This window comes from Vibrio gallaecicus, assembly GCF_024347495.1.
Taxonomy (GTDB): domain Bacteria; phylum Pseudomonadota; class Gammaproteobacteria; order Enterobacterales; family Vibrionaceae; genus Vibrio; species Vibrio gallaecicus.
This window is the reverse complement of record NZ_AP025490.1, coordinates 2184866-2208952: the sequence shown is the minus strand read 5'-3', so window position 1 is coordinate 2208952 and position 24087 is coordinate 2184866. Positions and strand designations below refer to the sequence as shown.

Here is a 24087-nt window from a genome sequence, read left to right as displayed (position 1 = left end):
TTACATAGAGTCGTTGAGAGTAAACGAATAACAACAGCAAATAATAAAAAGGGAGCACATCATGTGCTCCCTTCTGTTTAGTCTCGTTATCGGTTAACTATTTGCATCAATGTCCGGCAGCCCGTCTACGTCGTTGTGATGATGGTGCTCATCATCTTGGTTATGGTTGATGTTTGCATCATGGTGTTCCAGCGCGTCTGACATATCCAAGTGCGCTTGGTCATGTGTGGCTGCATCTGGTTGGTCTACTTGTGCAAGTACGATATCCATGTCTGCAGGTTGATCGTGAACTGTTGTCGATGTCGGATCGGGTTTAATGCCCAATGCATCCAGATAAGCGGCTGCACCATGGTGGCTGGTTTTCTGATCGGGTTCTTGATGGGTCTGCTGGGTTAAATCCAGATTACTATCATCGCTTAGAGTGACCGTAAGGTCGGCTTGCGAAGCCATGTCTGACTCGTCATGTTGAGCAGGAGGCGGTGGTGGGGGAGCGGGGTGTGATGTATGGACCAAAGGTGTGATTGTCATATCAACCACTTCAGTTCCAACTGTCAGCTTTCCACTATGTCCAGGTCCATGACTGAGTATCTGGATATTCACATGGGCGACAACTTCATCTTGATTCGTCCCTTGCAATGCTACTTCAAATTTATCTTCATGTTGACCGAGATCTGAAGCGCTGCCATGAGGACCCGTGTGAACTTGGGCTTGTTCTTGATAATGTAAATGACCAGTCTGAGGGTCAATAGTTAATGTTCCATATTGCCCATGGTGGCTGGTGACGTACTGTCCATTCGGTAAATGGATTCGCCAACCGCTTTGTGCTGTTGGTACTGGAGTTAAAGATGGTAATAGTGGTGGAACCCCAAGCGTGCCAGATACTTGGTGGCTTCCCGATGGTGGTCTGACAATGATAGGTTCAGGAATAGCGCTTGCAGCGAAACCTTGGCTACCTGCGGTATTACCGTGTTCGTCAGTCATTGTTGCTTGTACATTAGAACCGGGATGAACTTCAATTTGTATTCCATGCTGTAGAGTATGAGCATCTAATACATGATCCTGACCGTTAACGACAAGATGCTCTCCGATTTTGGCATCACCAGGAGGCGTAACGGTTGCTGTGATCGTATTTGCATGGCCTCGGGCTATTTCAGCTTTACTGTATAAGTTGTCTGCCCCTGCGTTTTCAAAAGTAATCGTAGGAACGCTAACCTGTGTATCTATATGGACAGAAAGAAGCGCAGACGTAGCCGGTAGCACTGATGAGGGAGCCAGTGCTTTGGCGGATAGATTATGATCGCCGTCCGATAAGCTGCTTACCGCAACACTATATTGTCCAGATGCATCAGACAGCGCATGTCCAACGGGTGTTGAACCATCGTAAACGGTCACTTGCGAATGCGGAATATCAGTGTGTCCGGTAATTGTTGGGGTAGTGTCGTTGGTAAGGTTGTCAGTGTTCGACGAACCCGAGTCACTCGTTGATGCCAAATCCAATGTCACCGAGTTTGTTGGCGCTACGTTGGTGACCATTTGCATGGTTGGTAGTGTCGTTGTAACTGTAGGTTGTTGAGGCACTGTGGTTGATATTACTAGGCCACCCGTTGGTGACATGGTGACATGTCCCGAGGCATCAAAGGTGATGAATTTCGAATCCTCAGTATGGCCGTCGCTGACTTTGACTTCGAATACATCGACACCATGATAGGAGTTGGTGGCAGAGTTATAACTCATTCCTGTGATAGACGTATTTGGTGTGTAGACGTAGTCACCGGTATTTGGATCGACGGACAGTGAACCGAATTGACCCGCAGAACTAACGACAGAGAAGGTATGAGAGTCAGTAACATCTACATCGACCTCTGTTAATGTGCCTGCTGTTGATGATGTCTGGTTAACGGCGAGAATCGGTACGTCGTTGGTACCAGTAATGGTGACCTGAATTTCATGCGGGGTGCCGTCCTCGCTGTGAATCGTGACCGTATCTATTGCCGTTTCTCCTTCTGCCAGTTTTTGTACGGCAGGGGAGAAGTTATTCATATTATATTGCCAACTACCATCTTCTAAGAGCAGCAAGTGTCCACCAAGTTTGGTGTCATAACCAATGCCTGCATTATTTTGAGCGTGACGCATTGGATCGAATTTATCTTCACCTGTATCAGCATCATTGATGGTGAGTTGCCCTTTGGCGATCAACCACTGCATACCATAGAAGCTATCTTCAGTAACGCCGGCAGTGTCTACTCCGGCAATGGTAGCAGCATCATTAACTGCTGAAAGGGTTGTGTTTGCGCCTGTATGAGTCGTCCCCCCATGAGCATCTGTCACGTCATAAGTGAAGTGCACTTGGCCGTTGTAGTCTTTGGTTGGAGTAAAGGTATAAGTACCATCTTTGTTATCGACAACAGACCCGTGATCGACTAGCAGGTGAGCAATGGTAAGCTTACCCGTGTCATTCGCATCAACGTCGACAGTATTAGCAAGCAAATCGGCCTTGGTAAAGGTAAGAGCTGTGTCTTCTCTACCAGTGGAAAGTGTCACTTCAGAGCTGATGTAAGGTCTGTCGTTATCGCCATGAATGGTAATCACAATGTCTTGCGCAGTACCATCTTTAGAATATATGGTAATCGTATCCGTTAATTGCTGCCCATCGCCTAATTGATCGATCTGAGTGGCAACGTTTTGTTGGTTGCTACCGACTGTGACCTTATAGTGCCAATTACCATCAGCATTTAATATTAATTGACCATAAGTGCCATGGTACGAGTAGCCCACGCCTTTTGTATCAAATTGTGCTTCGCCATTATCAGGGTCAATAATCTCTAACTTGCCATCAGTGTATAAAGGGTCATTGGTTAATTTAGCCATCCCAGGTTGTGCGTAGTTTGGTGACCGGTCATGATAGGTACCATGTCCTTCATCGACATCGCCAGTTGTAGCTCCAGTGATTACTGCCGCATCTCCAACCGCATCAATATGGAGTGTGTTAGTAGCCTCTTGTGAGTCAACATGCCCATCGTTAACTGTATATTTAAACTGAACATCGCCATTAAAATCTTGCGCAGGAACGAACTGAAGTTTACTGATGTCAGCTGTAGAGATGTGTTGCCCTGTTGTAATATCGTGTCCATCTAGTAAAAACTTACCTTGTGTTGCTGATGGTAGATCGGTAATCGCTACTGAATGTAGCGTATCGCCAGTGTCGATATCGGTGAATCCAAACTGACTGGCTTGCATTTGGTAGTGTGTGTCTTCAGTGCCGTTACTTAGCGCAACTTGGGTAACGGTTGGCGCGTCATTGGTGCCAACAACGTCTATGTGCAACTCGTATGCCGTTCCATCATAACTATGAACACGGTAGACAACGGTTTCAGTTTGCCCTTGAGCAAGGTGTTGTAAATTGGCATTATTAACGCTGTACCCCCAATTGCCCATGCTATCAATACGTAACATACCACCAAACGGATCGTGAACTGCTGATTCACCAAACTGGCTGTACTGGAATTTATTCTCTCCGCTATCTGGATCCACAACTTGTAGTCTTCCATTTGCGAGCTCAGTTGTAACTCCTGCATTGTGGGTGCTGTGTGAACCATCTTCAGTGACGTGGTCAGTTGTCACTTCTGAAATGATGGCGCCGTCTGGGGTAGCCGTGAGTGTGGTAGACGCCCCCGTATGAGTCGTTCCGCCATGCGCATCTGTCACATCATAGCTAAAATGAACCTGACCGTTATAATCTTTGGTTGGTGTGAAAGTGAAGGTACCGTCTTGATTATCTAGAATAGACCCATGATCGGCATGAAGATTCGTAATCGTCAGTTTGCCTATGTCGTTCGTATCTACATCTATGGTGTTTGCCAATAGCTCAGTTGCAGTGATGGTTTGCGCGAGGTCTTCTTTGCCACTGTTGAGCTGTACTTCTGAAGAACAATATGGACGGTCGTTATCGCCATGAATGGTAATAACGATGTCTTGAGCCGTACCATCTTTAGAATAAATAGTAATCGTATCTGTTAATTCTTGCCCATCGCCTAATTGATCGATCTTTGTGGCTACGTTTTGTTGGTTACTACCAACGGTAACCATATAATGCCAATTGCCATCTGCATTTAGTATTAATTGACCATAAGTGCCATGGTACGAGTAGCCTACGCCTTTTGTATCAAATTGTGCTTCGCCAGTGTCTGGGTCAATAATCTCTAACTTGCCATCAGTATATAAAGGGTCATTGGTTAATTTAGCCATCCCAGGCTGTGCGTAGTTTGGTGACCGATCATGATAGGTGCCATGCCCTTCATCGACATCGCCAGTTGTCGTTCCTGTGATTACTGCTGCATCCCCAACCGCATCAATATGAAGAGTGTTAGTAGCCTCTTGTGAGTCAACATGTCCATCGTTAACTGTAAATTTAAACTGAACATCGCCATTAAAATCTTGCGCAGGAACGAACTGAAGTTTACTGATGTCAGCTGTAGAGATGTGTTGCCCTGTTGTAATATCGTGTCCATCAAGTAAAAACTTACCTTGTGTTGCTGATGGTAGATCTGTGATGGCTATGGAGTGTAGCGTATCGCCAGTGTCGATATCGGTGAACCCAAATTGACTCGCTTGCATTTGGTAATGTGTATCTTCAGTGCCATGTGCAAGTGTCGTCGCAGTGATGGTTGGTTGATCATTGGTGCCTGTCACCGTTATTGTTATATCGTGAGCAGTGTGGTCTGCAGAATAAACACGATATACAACTTTTTCTACTTCACCTTCAGCTAATGATTGCAAGCGACTATTGGCTACTTCATATCCCCAAGCGCCACTTGGTGTAATGCGTAAAAAACCACCAAAGGGATCGTGAATCGCCTGTTCTCCTAATAACAGATTGACCTGAAAATGGTCTTGCCCTGCATCAGGATCTGTCACACTCAGCAAACCCGATGCAACGACAGGCTGTAATGAACTGTGACCCACATTATGATCTTCAATAATCGTTCCGGTATCACTACCGCTTATAACCGCTTTATCAGCAACTGCACTTAAACTGCTGGTAGCTCCAGTATGAGTGACACCGCCATGTGCATCTTTGACATCATAGGTGAAATGAACTTTACCGTTATAGTCTTTTTCTGGTGTGAAAGTGTATGTACCATTTTGGTTATCTAAAATCGAGCCGTGATCTGGATGAAGGTTTGCTACTGTAAGCAGTCCAGAGTCATTTTTATCGACATCTATTGAATTTTGTAACAGTTGTGCAGCTGTAATGGTTTGTCTTGTATCTTCAGTACCTGCATTGAGTTGTACTTCTGAAGAGCAATAAGGCCTGTCGTTACTACCATTGATAGTGATGACTATATTATGTGGTGTTCCATCTTTTGTGTGAACGGTGATAGTGTCTGTGAGTGTTTCACCCTCACCTAACTTATCGATAGCGGAGCCTCTGGTTGTGGGCCTTCCACCAATGTGACTGAGACTTCCAGCATCGGCATAGTAATTCCAATCGCCATTTGGATTTAAAATTAAGTCACCATATGTACCGTGATAGTTATACCCCACATTATTATCAGCAAAGCCAGACTGACCAGAGTCAGGATCAATCACAGATAAATGTCCATTAGCGTTTAGTGTACTAACTCGAAGTGTCGCCATACCGGATTGAGCATGATCTGGTGACATATTATCTCCAGCCGCTTTCTCAGTGACACTTGCAGTATCTACTCCACCTACCACAGCATTATCATTAGTGCCGTTCACCGTAATGGTTATTTGATGCGGAGTGCCATCTGCTGAGTTAACAGTAATAACATCAGTGGTTGTTGCGCCATTACCTAACGCTTGAACGGCTGGGTTAGTGTTATCTAAGTCGTACGTCCAAGCGCCATTATCCGTTAGATGTAATGTACCTAAGGTGCCTTGGATATCGGTATTCGCAAAGTGTGCTTCACCGCCATCGGTATCAGTAATGGTTAATGTGCCAGTAGTTTGTAGTTGTGTTTCTTCTGTCACTGCGCCAGTTGAACTTCCACCAATTACAGCTGTATCATTAGTACCATTGATGGTTACCACGACATCATGCGTTGTACCGTCTTTCGAAGTCACTTTAATTGTATCTGTTAACTGCTCACCTTCGCCTAAGGATTGAATCGCTGTTTGAGAATTATCGGCAGAGTAACTCCAGCTCCCATCTTGACTGATCTCCAATTTACCATAATGACCTTGTAGGGCCGTTTTGTTAAATCCATGGGATACAAAACTACCTTCACCTGTATCTATATCGACAATATCTAACTTACCTGTCGCAGTCAGTTCATTACTCTGAGGATTAGCGCTCACATCTTCTTTTAATGCCCCCGTATCGACACCACTAATGACCGGCGTATCATTCGTGCCCGTCACCGTAATCACTAAATCTTTAGTATCTGTTGCACCTGCAGAATCGGTCACGGTAACAGGGATAGTGAACGTGCTTATCTCACCTGCTTTAAGGTGTTGGAAGCTTGCATCTGTTGGATCTAGGTTGTAGCTACCATCTGCATTGAGTGTAAATCCACCCTGTGTTGATGTGGTTGTGAAGGTTGCAGTATCACCCGTATCAATATCCGTTGAGGTGAGTTGACCTGTGACTACTGCACCATCTTCAGTGGCGCTCACTGGCACAATCGGATTAATAACAGGCGCATCGTTTGCCGGTGTTACATCAACATTGATAGTTTGACTGGTTGTCGTATGCCCATCAGTCACTGAAAGAACAACTGTAGCAGGACCATTGTAATTAGCATCAGGCGTAAACACGATTTCACCTTGCGCATTCAGCGAGGCACTACCGTGTGTCGCTGACACACTCGGGGTCAACGTATCCATCGTATCAATATCCGTTGCATGGAAGGTAATTGTTTTACTGCCATCCTCGGTTACCGTTTGCGTCGCAACAGGGGTGATAACAGGTGCATCATTGGTACCATTGATGGTTACCAAAATAGTTTTCTGTGTGCCATCAACTGAGGTTATTGTTGTCGACTCTGTTAAAGTTTCACCAACACCTAAAGCCTGAACAGCCGCTTGTTTTGAATCTGCGGAAAATAGCCAAATGCCACTTGGTATAAGTGTAAATGAGCCGATCCCGTGGTCGCCAACAATGCCAGATTGCATCGGAAATGTAGCTTCATTCGTATCTACATCGGTAATGAATAGCTTGCCTTGTGTAAGCATGTAGTTTGGGTGAACATTCAACTGATTTGTTAAATCTTGATCTTCGGTAACTGCTCCCGTATTTGTACCAGTAATAACAGCCTTGTCATTAGTTCCATTAACGGCAATGGTCACTTGGTGAGTTGTACCATCTGCTGAAGTAACTGTAATGGTATCGGTTGTTGCAGCGCCTTTACCTAGGGCTTGCACCGTTGGGTTTGTGTTATCTAAATCGTAAGTCCACTGCCCAGCATCGGTTAAATGCAATGTCCCAAGCGAGCCTTTAATATCAGTATTTGAGAAGTGTGCTTCACCGGTATCGGTATCTGTAATAGTCAGCGAGCCTGAGGTTTGTAACTGCGTTTCTTCGGTCACTGCGCCTGCAGAAGTCCCACCAATTACAGCCGTATCATTAGTCCCATTCACCGTAATGGTAATTTGATGCGGCGTACCATCTGCTGAGTTGACAGTAATAGTATCAGTCGCTGTCGCGCCTTTACCTAAGGCTTGAACTTGTGGATTCGTATTATCTAAATCGTAAGTCCAAGTGCCGTTATCAGTTAAATGTAAAGTGCCTAATGTGCCTGCAATATCAGTGTTGGAGAAGTGTGCTTCACCAGTATCTACGTCAGTGACAGTCAGTGTACCTGACGTCTGAAGTTGAGATTCTTCAGTCACTGCACCAGAGTTTGTACCGCCAATGATGGCCTTGTCGTTAGTGCCATTAACCGTAATAGTAATTTGATGTGGTGTGCCGTCAGCAGAATGAACAGTAATGGTATCGGTAGCGGTTGTTCCTTTACCTAACGCTTGAACGGTTGGGTTGGTGTTATCTAAGTCGTAAGTCCATGTCCCCGAATTAGTGAGGTGTAAGGTGCCTAAAGTCCCAGCAATATCGGTATTGGAGAAGTGTGCTTGACCGGCATCAACATCAGTCACAGTCAGTGAGCCAGAGGTTTGAAGTTGAGATTCTTCGGTGACCGCGCCAGCACTTGTTCCGCTTATCACGGCTTTGTCATTGGTACCATTAATAGTAATCTTGATGGTCGATGGTGTGCCATCAACAGACGACACTGTGAAGGTCTCTTCGACTTTATCGCCAACGTTTAATTGGTTAAATGCGTTGTTCGCAGTGAACATCCAATGTCCATTAGCATCAATAGCCAGCTCGCCATTAGTGCCTGTAATGGAACCGGGTGTAAACGTATTATCTGGATTATCTACGTCGGTATTGGTCAACGTTCCTGATGTCGTTAGCGCTTGGTCGGTTTCATCGATGGCGACGGTCGCGCTGCTGACTGTGGCAGCATCATTGGTACCATTAATCGTCACCTTGATGGTCGATGGGGTGCCATCTACAGATGACACAGTGAAGGTTTCCTCAACCTTATCGCCGACGTTTAATTGATTGAACGTGCTGTTCGCGGTGAAATTCCAATGTCCATTAGCATCAATAGCCAGCTCGCCATTAGTGCCTGTAATGGAACCGGGTGTAAACGTATTATCTGGATTATCTACGTCGGTATTGGTTAGTGTGCCTGAAGTCGTTAGCGCTTGGTCGGTTTCATCGATGGCGACGGTCGCGCTGCTGACAGTGGCAGCATCATTGGTACCATTAATCGTCACCTTGATGGTCGATGGCGTGCCATCAACCGAATTGACGGTAAAGTTTTCTTCGACCTTATCGCCAACGTTTAATTGATTGAATGCACTGTTCGCGGTGAACACCCAATGACCATTGGCATCAATGGTCAGGTCACCGTTAGCACCTGAAATAGAACCGGGTGTAAACGCATTATCTGGATTATCTACGTCGGTGCTGATCAACGTGCCTGATGTCGTTACTGCCTTGTCAGTCTCATCCACACTTACAGTTGCGGTACTGACCGTTGCTTTATCATTAGTGCCATTAATTGTGACTTTGATGGTCGATGGTGTGCCATCTACAGATGACACAGTGAAGGTTTCCTCAACCTTATCGCCGACGTTTAATTGATTGAACGTGCTGTTCGCGGTGAAATTCCAATGACCATTGGCATCAATGGTGAGGTCACCGTTAGATCCTGTAATCGAGGCGGGTATGAAAGTGTTGTCTGGGTTATCTACGTCGGTACTGGTCAACGTTCCCGAGGTGGTAACCGCTTGGTCGGTTTCATCGATGGCGATGGTCGCGCTGCTGACCGTGGCTTTGTCATTAGTGCCATTAATCGTGACCTTGATGGTCGATGGGGTGCCATCGACCGAATTGACGGTAAACGTCTCTTCGACTTTATTGCCGACGTTTAATTGGTTAAATGCGCTGTTCGCAATGAAAATCCAATGACCATTGGCATCAATAGTCAGATCGCCGTTGGTGCCTGAAATAGAACCGGGTGTAAACGCATTATCTGGATTATCTACGTCGGTACTGGTTAGTGTGCCTGAGGTACTAACCGCTTGGTCGGTTTCATCGATGGCAATGGTTGCAGTGCTGACCGTGGCTTTGTCGTTGGTGCCATTAATCGTCACCTTGATGGTCGATGGGGTGCCATCTACAGACGACACGGTGAATGTTTCTTCGACCTTATCGCCAACGTTTAATTGATTGAACGCACTGCTGGCGGTGAATGACCAATGTCCATTGGCATCAATGGTGAGATCGCCATTAGTGCCTGTAATGGAATCTGGCGTGAAGGTGTTGTCTGGATTATCAATATCGGTGCTGGTCAACGTGCCTGAGGTGGTCACCGCTTTGTCGGTTTCATCGATGGCAATGGTTGCAGTGCTGACCGTGGCTTTGTCATTAGTGCCATTAATCGTGACTTTGATGGTCGATGGGGTGCCATCTACAGACGACACGGTGAATGTTTCTTCGACCTTATCGCCAACGTTTAATTGATTGAATGCACTGTTCGCGGTGAACACCCAATGACCATTGGCATCAATGGTCAGGTCACCGTTAGCACCTGTAATGGAATCGGGTGTAAACGCATTATCTGGATTATCTACGTCGGTGCTGATCAACGTGCCTGATGTCGTTACTGCTTGGTCGGTTTCATCAATGGCAACGGTTGCAGTGCTGACTATGGCAGCATCATTGGTGCCATTAATTGTGACCTTGATGGTCGATGGCGTGCCATCAATCGAATTGACGGTGAATGTTTCTTCGACCTTATCGCCAACGTTTAATTGATTGAACGCACTGTTCGCGGTGAAATTCCAATGACCATTGGCATCAATGGTGAGATCGCCATTAGCGCCTGTAATGGAATCTGGTGTGAAGGTGTTGTCTGGATTATCAATATCGGTGCTGGTCAACGTGCCTGAGGTGGTCACCGCTTTGTCGGTTTCATCGATGGCAATGGTTGCAGTGCTGACCGTGGCTTTGTCGTTGGTGCCATTAATCGTGACCTTGATGGTCGATGGGGTGCCATCTACAGACGACACGGTGAATGTTTCTTCGACCTTATCGCCAACGTTTAATTGATTGAATGCACTGTTCGCGGTGAACACCCAATGACCATTGGCATCAATGGTCAGGTCACCGTTAGCACCTGTAATGGAATCGGGTGTAAACGCATTATCTGGATTATCTACGTCGGTGCTGATCAACGTGCCTGATGTCGTTACTGCTTGGTCGGTTTCATCAATGGCAACGGTCGCACTGCTGACCGTTGCTTTGTCATTAGTGCCATTAATCGTCACCTTGATGGTCGATGGGGTGCCATCGACCGAATTGACGGTAAAGGTTTCTTCGACCTTATCGCCAACGTTTAATTGATTGAACGCACTGTTCGCGATGAAATTCCAATGACCATTGGCATCAATAGTCAGATCGCCATTAGTGCCTGAAAAGGAATCGGGCGTAAACGCATTATCTGGATTATCTACGTCGGTACTGGTTAGTGTTCCCGAGGTGGTAACCGCTTGGTCAGTCTCATTGATGGCAACGGTCGCGCTGCTGACGGTGGCAGCATCATTAGTGCCATTAATCGTCACCTTGATGGTCGATGGCGTGCCATCTACAGACGACACGGTGAATGTTTCTTCGACCTTATCGCCAACGTTTAATTGATTGAACGCACTGTTCGCGGTGAAATTCCAATGACCATTGGCATCAATGGTGAGATCGCCATTAGCGCCTGTAATGGAATCTGGCGTGAAGGTGTTGTCTGGATTATCAATATCGGTGCTGGTCAACGTGCCTGAGGTGGTCACCGCTTGGTCGGTTTCATCGATGGCAATGGTTGCAGTGCTGACCGTTGCTTTGTCGTTGGTGCCATTAATCGTCACCTTGATGGTCGATGGGGTGCCATCTACAGACGACACGGTGAATGTTTCTTCGACCTTATCGCCGACGTTTAATTGATTAAACGCACTGCTGGCGGTGAATGACCAATGTCCATTAGCATCAATGGTGAGGTCACCGTTAGAGCCAGTAATCGAGGCTGGTATGAAAGTGTTGTCTGGATTATCTACGTCGGTACTGGTTAGTGTGCCTGAAGTCGTTACCGCTTTGTCGGTTTCATCAATGGCAACGGTCGCGCTGCTGACCGTTGCTTTGTCATTAGTGCCATTAATCGTGACTTTGATGGTCGATGGGGTGCCATCTACAGACGACACGGTGAATGTTTCTTCGACCTTATCGCCGACGTTTAATTGATTAAACGCACTGCTGGCGGTGAATGACCAATGTCCATTAGCATCAATGGTGAGGTCACCGTTAGAGCCAGTAATCGAGGCTGGTATGAAAGTGTTGTCTGGATTATCTACGTCGGTACTGGTTAGTGTGCCTGAAGTCGTTACCGCTTGGTCGGTTTCATCGATGGCAATGGTTGCAGTGCTGACCGTTGCTTTGTCGTTGGTGCCATTAATCGTCACCTTGATGGTCGATGGGGTGCCATCTACAGACGACACGGTGAATGTTTCTTCGACCTTATCGCCAACGTTTAATTGATTGAATGCACTGTTCGCGGTGAACACCCAATGACCATTGGCATCAATGGTCAGGTCACCGTTAGCACCTGTAATGGAATCGGGTGTAAACGCATTATCTGGATTATCTACGTCGGTGCTGATCAACGTGCCTGATGTCGTTACTGCTTGGTCGGTTTCATCAATGGCAACGGTTGCAGTGCTGACTATGGCAGCATCATTGGTGCCATTAATTGTGACCTTGATGGTCGATGGCGTGCCATCAATCGAATTGACGGTAAACGTCTCTTCGACCTTATCGCCGACGTTTAATTGATTGAACGCGCTGCTTGCGGTGAAATTCCAATGACCATTGGCATCAATGGTGAGGTCACCGTTAGATCCAGTAATCGAGGCGGGTATGAAAGTGTTGTCTGGGTTATCTACGTCGGTGCTGGTCAACGTTCCCGAGGTGGTAACCGCTTTGTCGGTTTCATCGATGGCAATGGTTGCAGTGCTGACCGTGGCTTTGTCGTTGGTGCCATTAATCGTCACCTTGATGGTCGATGGGGTGCCATCTACAGACGACACGGTGAATGTTTCTTCGACCTTATCGCCAACGTTTAATTGATTGAATGCACTGTTCGCGGTGAACACCCAATGACCATTGGCATCAATGGTCAGGTCACCGTTAGCACCTGAAATAGAACCGGGTGTAAACGCATTATCTGGATTATCTACGTCGGTACTGGTTAGTGTGCCTGAAGTCGTTACCGCTTTGTCGGTTTCATCGATGGCGACGGTCGCGCTGCTGACAGTGGCAGCATCATTGGTACCATTAATCGTCACCTTGATGGTCGATGGCGTGCCATCAACCGAATTGACGGTAAAGGTTTCTTCGACCTTATCGCCAACGTTTAATTGATTGAATGCACTGTTAGCGGTGAACACCCAATGACCATTGGCATCAATGGTCAGGTCTCCGTTAGCACCTGAAATAGAACCGGGTGTAAACGCATTATCTGGATTATCTACGTCGGTGCTGTTCAACGTGCCCGAGGTACTAACCGCTTGGTCGGTTTCATCGATGGCGACGGTCGCGCTGCTGACAGTGGCAGCATCATTGGTACCATTAATCGTCACCTTGATGGTCGATGGCGTGCCATCAACCGAATTGACGGTAAAGGTTTCTTCGACCTTATCGCCAACGTTTAATTGATTGAATGCACTGTTAGCGGTGAACACCCAATGACCATTGGCATCAATGGTCAGGTCTCCGTTAGCACCTGAAATAGAACCGGGTGTAAACGCATTATCTGGATTATCTACGTCGGTGCTGTTCAACGTGCCCGAGGTACTAACCGCTTGGTCGGTTTCATCGATGGCAACGGTCGCGCTGCTGACTGTAGCAGCATCATTGGTGCCATTAATCGTGACCTTGATGGTCGATGGTGTGCCATCGACCGAATTGACGGTAAAGGTTTCTTCAACCTTATCGCCGACGTTTAATTGATTGAACGCACTGTTCGCGGTGAAAATCCAATGTCCATTGGCATCAATGGTGAGGTCACCGTTAGTGCCTGTAATGGAATCGGGCGTAAACGCATTATCTGGGTTATCTACGTCGGTGCTGGTCAACATTCCCAAGGTGGTAACCGCTTGCTCGGTTTCATCGATGGCGACGGTCGCGCTGCTGACAGTGGCAGCATCATTGGTACCATTAATCGTCACCTTGATGGTCGATGGCGTGCCATCAACCGAATTGACGGTAAAGGTTTCTTCGACCTTATCGCCAACGTTTAATTGATTGAATGCACTGTTAGCGGTGAACACCCAATGACCATTGGCATCAATGGTCAGGTCTCCGTTAGCACCTGAAATAGAACCGGGTGTAAACGCATTATCTGGATTATCTACGTCGGTACTGGTCAACGTGCCTGAGGTGGTCACCGCTTTGTCGGTTTCATCGATGGCAATGGTTGCAGTGCTGACCGTTGCTTTGTCGTTTGTGCCATTAATTGTGACCTTGATGGTCGATGGCGTGCCATCAATCGAATTGACGGTAAAGGTTTCTTCGACTCTATCGCCAACGTTTAATTGATTAAACGCACTGCTCGCGGTGAAATTCCAATGACCATTGGCATCAATGGTGAGGTCACCGTTAGATCCTGTAATCGAGGCGGGTATGAAAGTGTTGTCTGGGTTATCTACGTCGGTACTGGTCAACGTGCCTGAGGTGGTCACCGCTTGGTCGGTTTCATCGATGGCAATGGTTGCAGTGCTGACTATGGCAGCATCATTGGTGCCATTAATCGTCACCTTGATGGTCGATGGTGTGCCATCAACAGACGACACAGTGAAGGTCTCTTCGACTTTATCGCCGACGTTTAATTGGTTAAATGCGCTGTTCGCAGTGAACAACCAATGACCATTGGCATCAATAGTCAGATCGCCATTAGTGCCTGAAATAGAACCGGGTGTAAACGCATTATCTGGATTATCTACGTCGGTACTGGTCAACGTGCCTGAGGTGGTCACCGCTTTGTCGGTTTCATCGATGGCAATGGTTGCAGTGCTGACCGTTGCTTTGTCGTTTGTGCCATTAATTGTGACCTTGATGGTCGATGGCGTGCCATCAATCGAATTGACGGTAAAGGTTTCTTCGACTCTATCGCCAACGTTTAATTGATTAAACGCACTGCTCGCGGTGAAATTCCAATGACCATTGGCATCAATGGTGAGGTCACCGTTAGATCCTGTAATCGAGGCGGGTATGAAAGTGTTGTCTGGGTTATCTACGTCGGTACTGGTCAACGTGCCTGAGGTGGTCACCGCTTGGTCGGTTTCATCGATGGCAATGGTTGCAGTGCTGACTATGGCAGCATCATTGGTGCCATTAATCGTCACCTTGATGGTCGATGGTGTGCCATCAACAGACGACACAGTGAAGGTCTCTTCGACTTTATCGCCGACGTTTAATTGGTTAAATGCGCTGTTCGCAGTGAACAACCAATGACCATTGGCATCAATAGTCAGATCGCCATTAGTGCCTGAAATAGAACCGGGTGTAAACGCATTATCTGGATTATCTACGTCGGTACTGGTCAACGTGCCTGAGGTGGTCACCGCTTTGTCGGTTTCATCGATGGCAATGGTTGCAGTGCTGACCGTTGCTTTGTCGTTTGTGCCATTAATTGTGACCTTGATGGTCGATGGCGTGCCATCAATCGAATTGACGGTAAAGGTTTCTTCGACTCTATCGCCAACGTTTAATTGATTAAACGCACTGCTCGCGGTGAAATTCCAATGACCATTGGCATCAATGGTGAGGTCACCGTTAGATCCTGTAATCGAGGCGGGTATGAAAGTGTTGTCTGGGTTATCTACGTCGGTACTGGTCAACGTGCCTGAGGTGGTCACCGCTTGGTCGGTTTCATCGATGGCAATGGTTGCAGTGCTGACTATGGCAGCATCATTGGTGCCATTAATCGTCACCTTGATGGTCGATGGTGTGCCATCAACAGACGACACAGTGAAGGTCTCTTCGACTTTATCGCCGACGTTTAATTGGTTAAATGCGCTGTTCGCAGTGAACAACCAATGACCATTGGCATCAATAGTCAGATCGCCATTAGTGCCTGAAATAGAACCGGGTGTAAACGCATTATCTGGATTATCTACGTCGGTGCTGATCAACGTGCCCGAGGTACTAACCGCTTGGTCTGTTTCATCGATGGCAACGGTTGCGCTGCTGACCGTTGCTTTGTCATTAGTGCCATTAATCGTGACTTTGATGGTCGATGGGGTGCCATCTACAGACGGCACGGTGAATGTTTCTTCGACCTTATCGCCGACGTTTAATTGATTAAACGCACTGCTGGCGGTGAATGACCAATGTCCATTAGCATCAATGGTGAGGTCACCGTTAGAGCCAGTAATCGAGGCTGGTATGAAAGTGTTGTCTGGATTATCTACGTCGGTGCTGATCAACGTGCCTGATGTCGTTACTGCTTGGTCGGTTTCATCAATGGCAACGGTTGCAGTGCTGACCGTTGCTTTGTCGTTGGTGCCATTAATCGTGACCTTGATGGTCGATGGTGTGCCATCAACAGACGACACAGTGAAGGTCTCTTCGACTTTATCGCCGACGTTTAATTGGTTAAATGCGCTGTTCGCAGTGAACAACCAATGACCATTGGCATCAATAGTCAGATCGCCATTAGTGCCTGAAATAGAACCGGGTGTAAACGCATTATCTGGGTTATCTACGTCGGTGCTGGTCAACGTGCCTGATGTCGTTACTGCTTGGTCGGTTTCATCGATGGCAACGGTTGCGCTGCTGACCGTTGCTTTGTCATTAGTGCCATTAATCGTGACTTTGATGGTCGATGGGGTGCCATCTACAGACGACACGGTGAATGTTTCTTCGACCTTATCGCCGACGTTTAATTGATTAAACGCACTGCTGGCGGTGAATGACCAATGTCCATTAGCATCAATGGTGAGGTCACCGTTAGAGCCAGTAATCGAGGCTGGTATGAAAGTGTTGTCTGGATTATCTACGTCGGTGCTGATCAACGTGCCTGATGTCGTTACTGCTTGGTCGGTTTCATCAATGGCAACGGTTGCAGTGCTGACCGTTGCTTTGTCGTTGGTGCCATTAATCGTGACCTTGATGGTCGATGGTGTGCCATCAACAGACGACACAGTGAAGGTCTCTTCGACTTTATCGCCGACGTTTAATTGGTTAAATGCGCTGTTCGCAGTGAACAACCAATGACCATTGGCATCAATAGTCAGATCGCCATTAGTGCCTGAAATAGAACCGGGTGTAAACGCATTATCTGGGTTATCTACGTCGGTGCTGGTCAACGTGCCTGATGTCGTTACTGCTTGGTCGGTTTCATCAATGGCGACGGTCGCGCTGCTGACAGTGGCAGCATCATTAGTACCATTAATTGTGACCTTGATGGTCGATGGCGTGCCATCAACCGAATTGACGGTAAACGTCTCTTCGACTTTGTCACCGACGTTTAATTGATTAAACGCACTGCTCGCGGTGAAATTCCAATGACCATTGGCATCAATGGTGAGATCGCCATTAGCGCCTGTAATGGAATCTGGCGTGAAGGTGTTGTCTGGATTATCAATATCGGTGCTGGTCAACGTGCCTGAGGTGGTCACCGCTTGGTCGGTTTCATCAATGGCGATGGTCGCGCTGCTGACTGTGGCTTTGTCATTAGTGCCATTAATCGTTAATGTAATCTGATGTGCAGTACCATCGGCTGAATGTACTGTAATGGTATCGGTGGTTGTTTTATTCGCGCTTAATTCTTGAACCGCAGGGTTTGTGTTATCGAGAACGTACGTCCACACACCATCTTCCGTGATATTGAGTGTACCCAAATGACCAGTTACTTGTGATGCTTGAAAGTGACTTTCTCCAAAGTCAGAGTCAGCTACAGAAAGTTTACCTTGGATTTGTGTCGTTAAATCTTCTATCACCACTCCTGCATCCACTCCAGAAATTACGGCATTGTCGTCGTTTCCTCCAATCGTCATATCAATGGTTTGTGGAGTTCCATCTTTGGTGTGAACAGTGAAACTTTCGTGTAATGAAGTGGCAGCGGTTAACGCTTGAATATTCGAAAGAGAGTTATCCACTTGATACTGCCAGTGTCCATCAGCATCAATAGTTAGCGACCCATACTTTCCAGAGATGATTTCATGCTTCATTGAACTTTCATTTTGGTCAGGATCTATTACATCAATTTTACCGTTCGCATGTAACAAGCCTTGTGAATCAATGTTGTGATCTTCTGTTACAACACCAGCTAAGTCTCCAGAAATGCTTGGCGTGTCTTGTTTACCGGTTACCGGTATCTGAACAATGATGTTCGATCCATTAGATAGATGTAACGTAAAATTGTCAGTACCTTGTTGGTGCTGGTTCAGCAGGATGTATTGAGGAGATTTTGGATTCAATACAAATGTGTATTGACCATTTACATCAACATGTAGCTCTCCGTATGTACCTTTTATTACTTCTGGCATAAAAGTTACTGGTAGAGCTGGTGTCGAAGGTGTACTTGAAGGAATAGGATGCCAGTTACTTCCTGCAGAGATGTCAGGCATCGATACTGAAGGAATATAATGGACTTGTGGGTGAGAAAACGTCGATAAATGATGAGAAGGTACTAAGTGACTGTTAGAACCATGTGGAGTCTGGTTTGTACTTAAGATCGGGCTTACGTGGTCTTCACCGGTTTGAGCTTCTTGATGACTAACCACTGATGATTCTGCTTTGCCATGGTCGGATATGATGCCTTTTTCTGTCGCGCTATTTGTGTTTACTCGATCTACCGTATCGCTGGTATCGTCTCCATTTCTGGCTGATGCGTGCTTTGCCAGCGATGGTAGTATCATCATAAGTGATTGAAAAATTGGTATTTTAACTTTAAGGTGCGAATGCAGTCTGAGCTTCTTTTTTTGTGTCGGCTTCTTTTGTTCTAGCTCGTTATTTTTCTTGTTTGCTTCGACGTTTTTTTTGTTAGCCATTTTTATCATCCGTGAATCGTGATTGTCTATCTTAAGTAAAATACACAGATAGAGGTTTAGCTAGCTAATTGGATAATTTTTAAAGAAAAAACCAGAAATTGAGAAGGTTCTACGTTTTAGGTATCAATGGATGTAAACAACTATGTATTTGAATACTCTAATTAGCGTTTAACCGACCAGCTTGTTTACATATATATTGGATTCAAGGAGTGGGTAGCAGTTGTTAATCTCAAGATGTAGTCATAGAGTGAAAGGGGTCTTCTGATCAGGAATTTAGTATTACAAAAAGTAATCTATGTAATACTAATTTAGTAAAGCCACTAACTTACTTTTGTCCAAAAGTTTGTTACACACATGTCGACTATGTTGTCGACTATGTCGCTAGAGGATTAATTGGAGTGTGGTAATTTTACTACGTTGATTTTTAGTCGTTGTTCAAATTTGCAGACTTTCGTTGCAATTTTATGCGAACTTATGCTGCAAATGTTATTTTAAGTCTTTGATAGTTAGTTCGCGTTATGCAGACTTATCTTGCAAGCATCACCATTAAAAAAGCCGCTCTTAATGAGCGGCTTTTTGCTATCTAAATCCTATCAAATCAAAGCTTTATCTCTATCAATAACGTGATTTTCAGCTTGGTACTAAAATGCGTTATCTCTCATTACGAAAAACTGAAACTGGTATTTTCGTTATCAAATCCCCCAACAGTTCAGATATCTTTTTGTTATCACTTCCCAGCTCTTTGGTTTCCATTATCAATTTAATAATCGTAAATGCCGATATCCCCTGACTTTTTAGTAACGGATCACAATGAACAGTCAACATTCTTCGAAGTAAAACACTTTGTCAGATTCTCAAACCTGATTTTAGGAATGGATTTGAAGAGAAACAAAGAGTTGCGTTGAATGAGTTCAACAGGCGCTTAGTGTTGGTTACTGAGTTTCAAAAGTTAGTGTTAGCGTTTATTCAACGTAAACAAATGGTGCAGCTACAAGAGGTGTCTTTGTGGCTCTGGGTACACTTATCTTCATATGATGGATCGAAAAGCTATTCAGTAAAATGAGTAAAGGGTTAGTAAACGCACTTTTTTCTTTTCAATGACAATAATAAGGGGATTTAAATGTACCAATTAGCTCACTTTATCTAGAAGCTTGCATTCTTACATTCATAAAAATTCTCGGGTATAAATTGAACCCTCTTATTACCCTAGATTAATTATAGTTTGATAACTCTTTGCTCAAAAATTCGAAAACATATTGGATTCGTCTATTTGTTCGAAGCTCTCGATGGGTAACAAGCCAAAGCTCCGTTGGAAAATGGCCAAGTTCTGGCAGTACTTTTACTACATCATCTGTTGGTTGAACCAAGCTATCTTGAATAAAACCAACACCAACGCCTTGCTTAACTAGCTCCCAGTAAACAGTATGATTACTTGTTGTGACTGGGAAGTTTTCAGGAGTTAGCTGTAACCCCCGTTGATTTAGCATTGAAATGATTTTTTGATAATCCGAAGGACCAATAAAATTAGCACTATTGAAATCTGACAAAGTCTGAGGGTTTGCTATCGAGTTAAGGTATGAATTGGCAGCATAAAGATAGAAATGGTCGTCTCTGATCTTCTTAGCAATTAAGTCTAGCTGCTCAGGTCTGTATGATCTGATAGCAATGTCTGCTTCTCTGCGTTTTAAATCACTACTCGCGTTAGATGCGACTAACTCAATCGTAATTTTGGGTTCAATATTTCTCAGCTTCGATATGATCGCAGGCAACTCGTAAACTGCCATGCTTTCTGATGCGCTTATGCAAACCGAGCCTTCTAATACCTCTGATTTTCCTGAAGCGGTCAGGGATAAATGGGCGGCAGCATTCCCCATGTTTTTGACGCATTCTGCCAATTCTATACCACTTGGCGTTAACTCAAGCCCTTTGCCTACACGTTCAAATAGAGCAACTTTAAGCTGTTTCTCTAATGCATTGACTTGCCGACTCAATGTAGGCTGGGAGCTATTTAAAGCCTTAGCTGCCGCTGACAAAGAACCCAGCTCAGCCGTCGCAAGAAAAGCTCTCGCATGATTCCAATCAAAATCTACCGCCTTCCAATCTATTCGCATATGAATACCTTTTATGCATTTTCCCATCTATCAATCCATAATAGCATCGATAGAATGTAGGTGATTTATGAATTTCAAATCATCGAGATTCAATTGAAATAGCTAGTGTATGGTTTCACAGTACTGAAAGGTGGTAGGTAATGAACAAGACTGAAAACTTCTGGAATAAGGCGTCAAAAGGCTATGACAAGTCTGAAGCTCGTTTTGAATTCATACATAATATGACCAGAAAATATGCAGAAAAATACCTCGATGCTAGCAATATCGTGCTGGATTACGGGTGTGGAACCGGTACAAAATCATGCGAGTTAGCGAGCCATGTAAAGGAGATTCATGCCATTGATATCTCAAAAGCAATGGTTGAATCAGCAAGAAATAAAGCCGCCAATAGCAACATTGAAAATGTTCATTTCACTCAAGCTACTATCTTTGACAGCAGATATGAAAACGAGTCATTTGATGTGATCTTTGCTTTCAATATGTTACATACCGTTGATAAACCTCATCATGTTGTACAAAGGATACACGAGTTACTCAAACCTAATGGTCTGTTGATTTCGAGTACACCTTGTTTAGGGGGGAGAAAATCGCTATTGGTTACCATGCAAATTCACCTTGTCAGAATACTCTCGAAGATCGGAATAATCCCCATCACTATAAGAGAATACAGAGGTTCTGATTTGGATAGTTTATTGGGAAAAGGCGATTTTAAGACAGTTGAAGCTAAAGAGATCTACAAGGGTGCATCTAGTTATTTTATTGTCGCAAGAAAAACGTAGGGATGCGGGTTTTGCGATATAAAAATACGTTGTTCGGAGATGGTTTGTTGGAAAAAAAGCCACTTAATGTAAAAAGTGGCTTTTCTATTTTTCTACAATGTACATGCTATTTCTTTCTTTTACAGTGTTACGGTTTACGTTGAAACTTGTTCATTTACCTACTGATGATGTTCTATCAGTTCTTAAAGAGTAGTCTAATTGCTAGCCTTGTCAATAAATGCCCATCTATAAAACTGACGTTGGTTAGTAACATTAAATATATAAAGATGAATGAGATCTCTTAGATAAGCGATCATGGTGACGATGACTATTTTCCCCATGGTGCACAGGGGTGGGATTAAATATGCCCCGTTGAGATGACAAATATACCTTTTACTTAAACTTTATTGATATGACTGTTTTTTTTGTGAACCCTAATACTCTTTTTTACGTAACTATATTAACTGTTTATCGATAACGGCAAAGAGCCGGAAAAATCGTTATCACGACAAATTAGTTCAGGCAAAAAAGATGAAAAAAACACAACTGCCAAAAAAGATATGTGTTGTTTGCCAAAGACCATTTAGTTGGCGAAAGAAGTGGGAGCGAGATTGGCTTACGGTTAAATATTGCTCTAAACGTTGTCAGTCTTTACGTCGTCGCAACAAAGAATAGATCACCATATGATGGTCTTAGTTAGAGGATGATCATGAACGCTACACCTCATCGTTTACGACTTATTTTGGGTGACCAATTGAATGCCAGTCATTCTTGGTTTAGGCAAGTCGATACAAAAACACTCTATGTGATAGCTGAAATGCATCAAGAAGCCGTTTATGTAAAACATCATGTTCAGAAGGTGTGTGCTTTTTTTGCTGCAATGGGGCAATTTGCAACTGCGTTAGAAAAGGCGGGACATCGGGTAATACATTTAACGTTAGATGATACCCAACAATTTGAAAAAATAGATGATCTACTAAACCACCTGATTGACGAATACCACATTACTCACTTTGAATATCAACTACCTGATGAATACCGATTGCGCAGTATGTTAGATAAATATTGTTTGTCGTTATCGATAACTTCTCAAGTTTATGAAAGCGAACATTTCTTCCTATCTGAAACGCAAATAGAGAAAGATTTTAAGCCTGATCACCATCATCGCATGGAAGCTTTTTATCGTAAGATGAGAAAACGCTTTAACATTTTAATGCAAGATGGAGAACCGGTTGGTGGGAAATGGAACTTTGACAGTACAAATCAAAACAAATTAAAGCGCAGTGAGTTTGATACTGTGCCTATGCCTTTATTATTTGCTAACGATGTATCTGATATTCTGAAACGCCTAGACCGGCATAATATAGAAACCATTGGTCAAGTAGATAAGCAATTATTGTGGCCTGTGAATCGCCAGCAGGCGAGTGAATTATTGGTGTTTTTCTGTCGTTATTGTTTGCCACGGTTTGGTCAATTTCAAGATGCGATGACCTGTAAGCTCGATGATATGCTCACTCAAAAGCAATGGAGTTTATTCCATAGCCGCTTATCCTTCGCATTAAACGCCAAAATCCTCAGTCCTAGGCAAGTGATTGATGCCGCTATTATGGAATTTAACCAACGCCCTAACGAAATTAATATTGCGCAGATAGAAGGCTTTGTGCGCCAAATTCTAGGGTGGAGGGAGTTTGTTCGCGGGATCTACTGGCGCAACATGCCTACCTATCAAAGTTTGAATAAGCTCAATGCTTCATTGTCATTACCAAGTTGGTTTTGGACGGGTAATACAAAAATGAATTGTATGCATCATGCGATTAAGCAATCACTTGATTTTGCTTATGCACATCATATTCAGCGCTTAATGATCACTGGTAATTTTTGCTTGTTAACAGGCATTAAACCTGACCAAGTAGATGAGTGGTATTTAGGTATTTATATCGATGCAATTGAGTGGGTTGAAATGCCAAACACGCGTGGCATGAGTCAGTTTGCGGATGGTGGTATTGTTGCTTCTAAGGCTTACGCAGCTAGCGGTAATTATGTGAATAAAATGAGCGACTATTGCACGGATTGCCACTATAACGTGAAGCAGGTGAGTGAGGATACTGCGTGCCCTCTAAATGCTCTATATTGGCACTTTATGCATACACACATTGAGCAGTTTAATAATAATCCACGAACTCGAATGGTTTATGCTAACTGGAAGAAAAAATCAGCAGAGCAGCAACAAATCATTCTTAATAAAGCGAAGCTCTTGTTATTGAATGTTGAGGAGTTATGATTTTCTATCGTTGCTCGTATCAAGCCATATACTTCTCCTCGAATTACAGGGTTTTGTTGCACTAAATCTTGATACTAACTCTGCTCTTCTAGCATTTTAAATCCATTCACCTGACCTGCATTTTACTTAGACTAGTGCTGAGTTTTTCTGATTTCTGGCTGTATACAACATAGCTAGAGCTAATTAAGAAAGTAAGGTTGCCGCTGCTGAAGATAGCAAGTAATTAGAGAGTAGAGTCGCTTTCAATGCTTGAAATACTTATGTCACTATAAACATCTATAACTCGGAATTTATTTCAATCTGAAGGTTT

The 24087-nt window shown here is 44.6% G+C and carries 5 protein-coding genes; 3 read left to right on the top strand and 2 right to left on the bottom strand.

Annotation, left to right across the window (positions count from 1 at the left end; genetic code table 11):
• Positions 1-93 precede the first annotated feature (93 nt).
• Positions 94-18627 carry a VCBS domain-containing protein gene (locus OCU78_RS09450; protein WP_261856012.1) on the bottom strand — a complete coding sequence of 6178 codons (18534 nt, stop codon included), beginning with the start codon at positions 18625-18627 and terminating at the stop codon, positions 94-96.
• A 1211-nt stretch (positions 18628-19838) separates the two neighbouring features.
• Entirely contained in the window at positions 19839-20738 is a 900-nt protein-coding gene (locus OCU78_RS09445) for a LysR family transcriptional regulator (protein ID WP_137372820.1), read from the bottom strand.
• A 140-nt stretch (positions 20739-20878) separates the two neighbouring features.
• Between OCU78_RS09445 and OCU78_RS09440 the strand changes: the two genes are divergently transcribed.
• From OCU78_RS09440 to OCU78_RS09430, 3 genes are all read left to right on the top strand, one after another.
• A complete protein-coding gene (locus OCU78_RS09440; RefSeq protein ID WP_137372821.1) occupies positions 20879-21517 on the top strand; it encodes a class I SAM-dependent methyltransferase in 639 nt (212 codons plus the stop codon).
• Between the two features lie 510 nt (positions 21518-22027).
• Positions 22028-22171, top strand: coding sequence for a DUF2256 domain-containing protein (locus OCU78_RS09435; protein ID WP_137372822.1), 144 nt, complete (start codon positions 22028-22030; stop codon positions 22169-22171).
• A 34-nt stretch (positions 22172-22205) separates the two neighbouring features.
• Positions 22206-23777 (top strand): cryptochrome/photolyase family protein, encoded by a 1572-nt coding sequence (locus tag OCU78_RS09430; protein WP_137372823.1) that lies wholly within the window; start codon positions 22206-22208, stop codon positions 23775-23777.
• Positions 23778-24087 lie beyond the last annotated feature (310 nt).

Coding starts and splice junctions, on each gene's coding strand:
- OCU78_RS09450 (WP_261856012.1), bottom strand. CDS start 18,627: ATGGCTAACAAAAAAAACGTCGAAGCAAACAAGAAAAATAACGAGCTA.
- OCU78_RS09445 (WP_137372820.1), bottom strand. CDS start 20,738: ATGCGAATAGATTGGAAGGCGGTAGATTTTGATTGGAATCATGCGAGA.
- OCU78_RS09440 (WP_137372821.1), top strand. CDS start 20,879: ATGAACAAGACTGAAAACTTCTGGAATAAGGCGTCAAAAGGCTATGAC.
- OCU78_RS09435 (WP_137372822.1), top strand. CDS start 22,028: ATGAAAAAAACACAACTGCCAAAAAAGATATGTGTTGTTTGCCAAAGA.
- OCU78_RS09430 (WP_137372823.1), top strand. CDS start 22,206: ATGAACGCTACACCTCATCGTTTACGACTTATTTTGGGTGACCAATTG.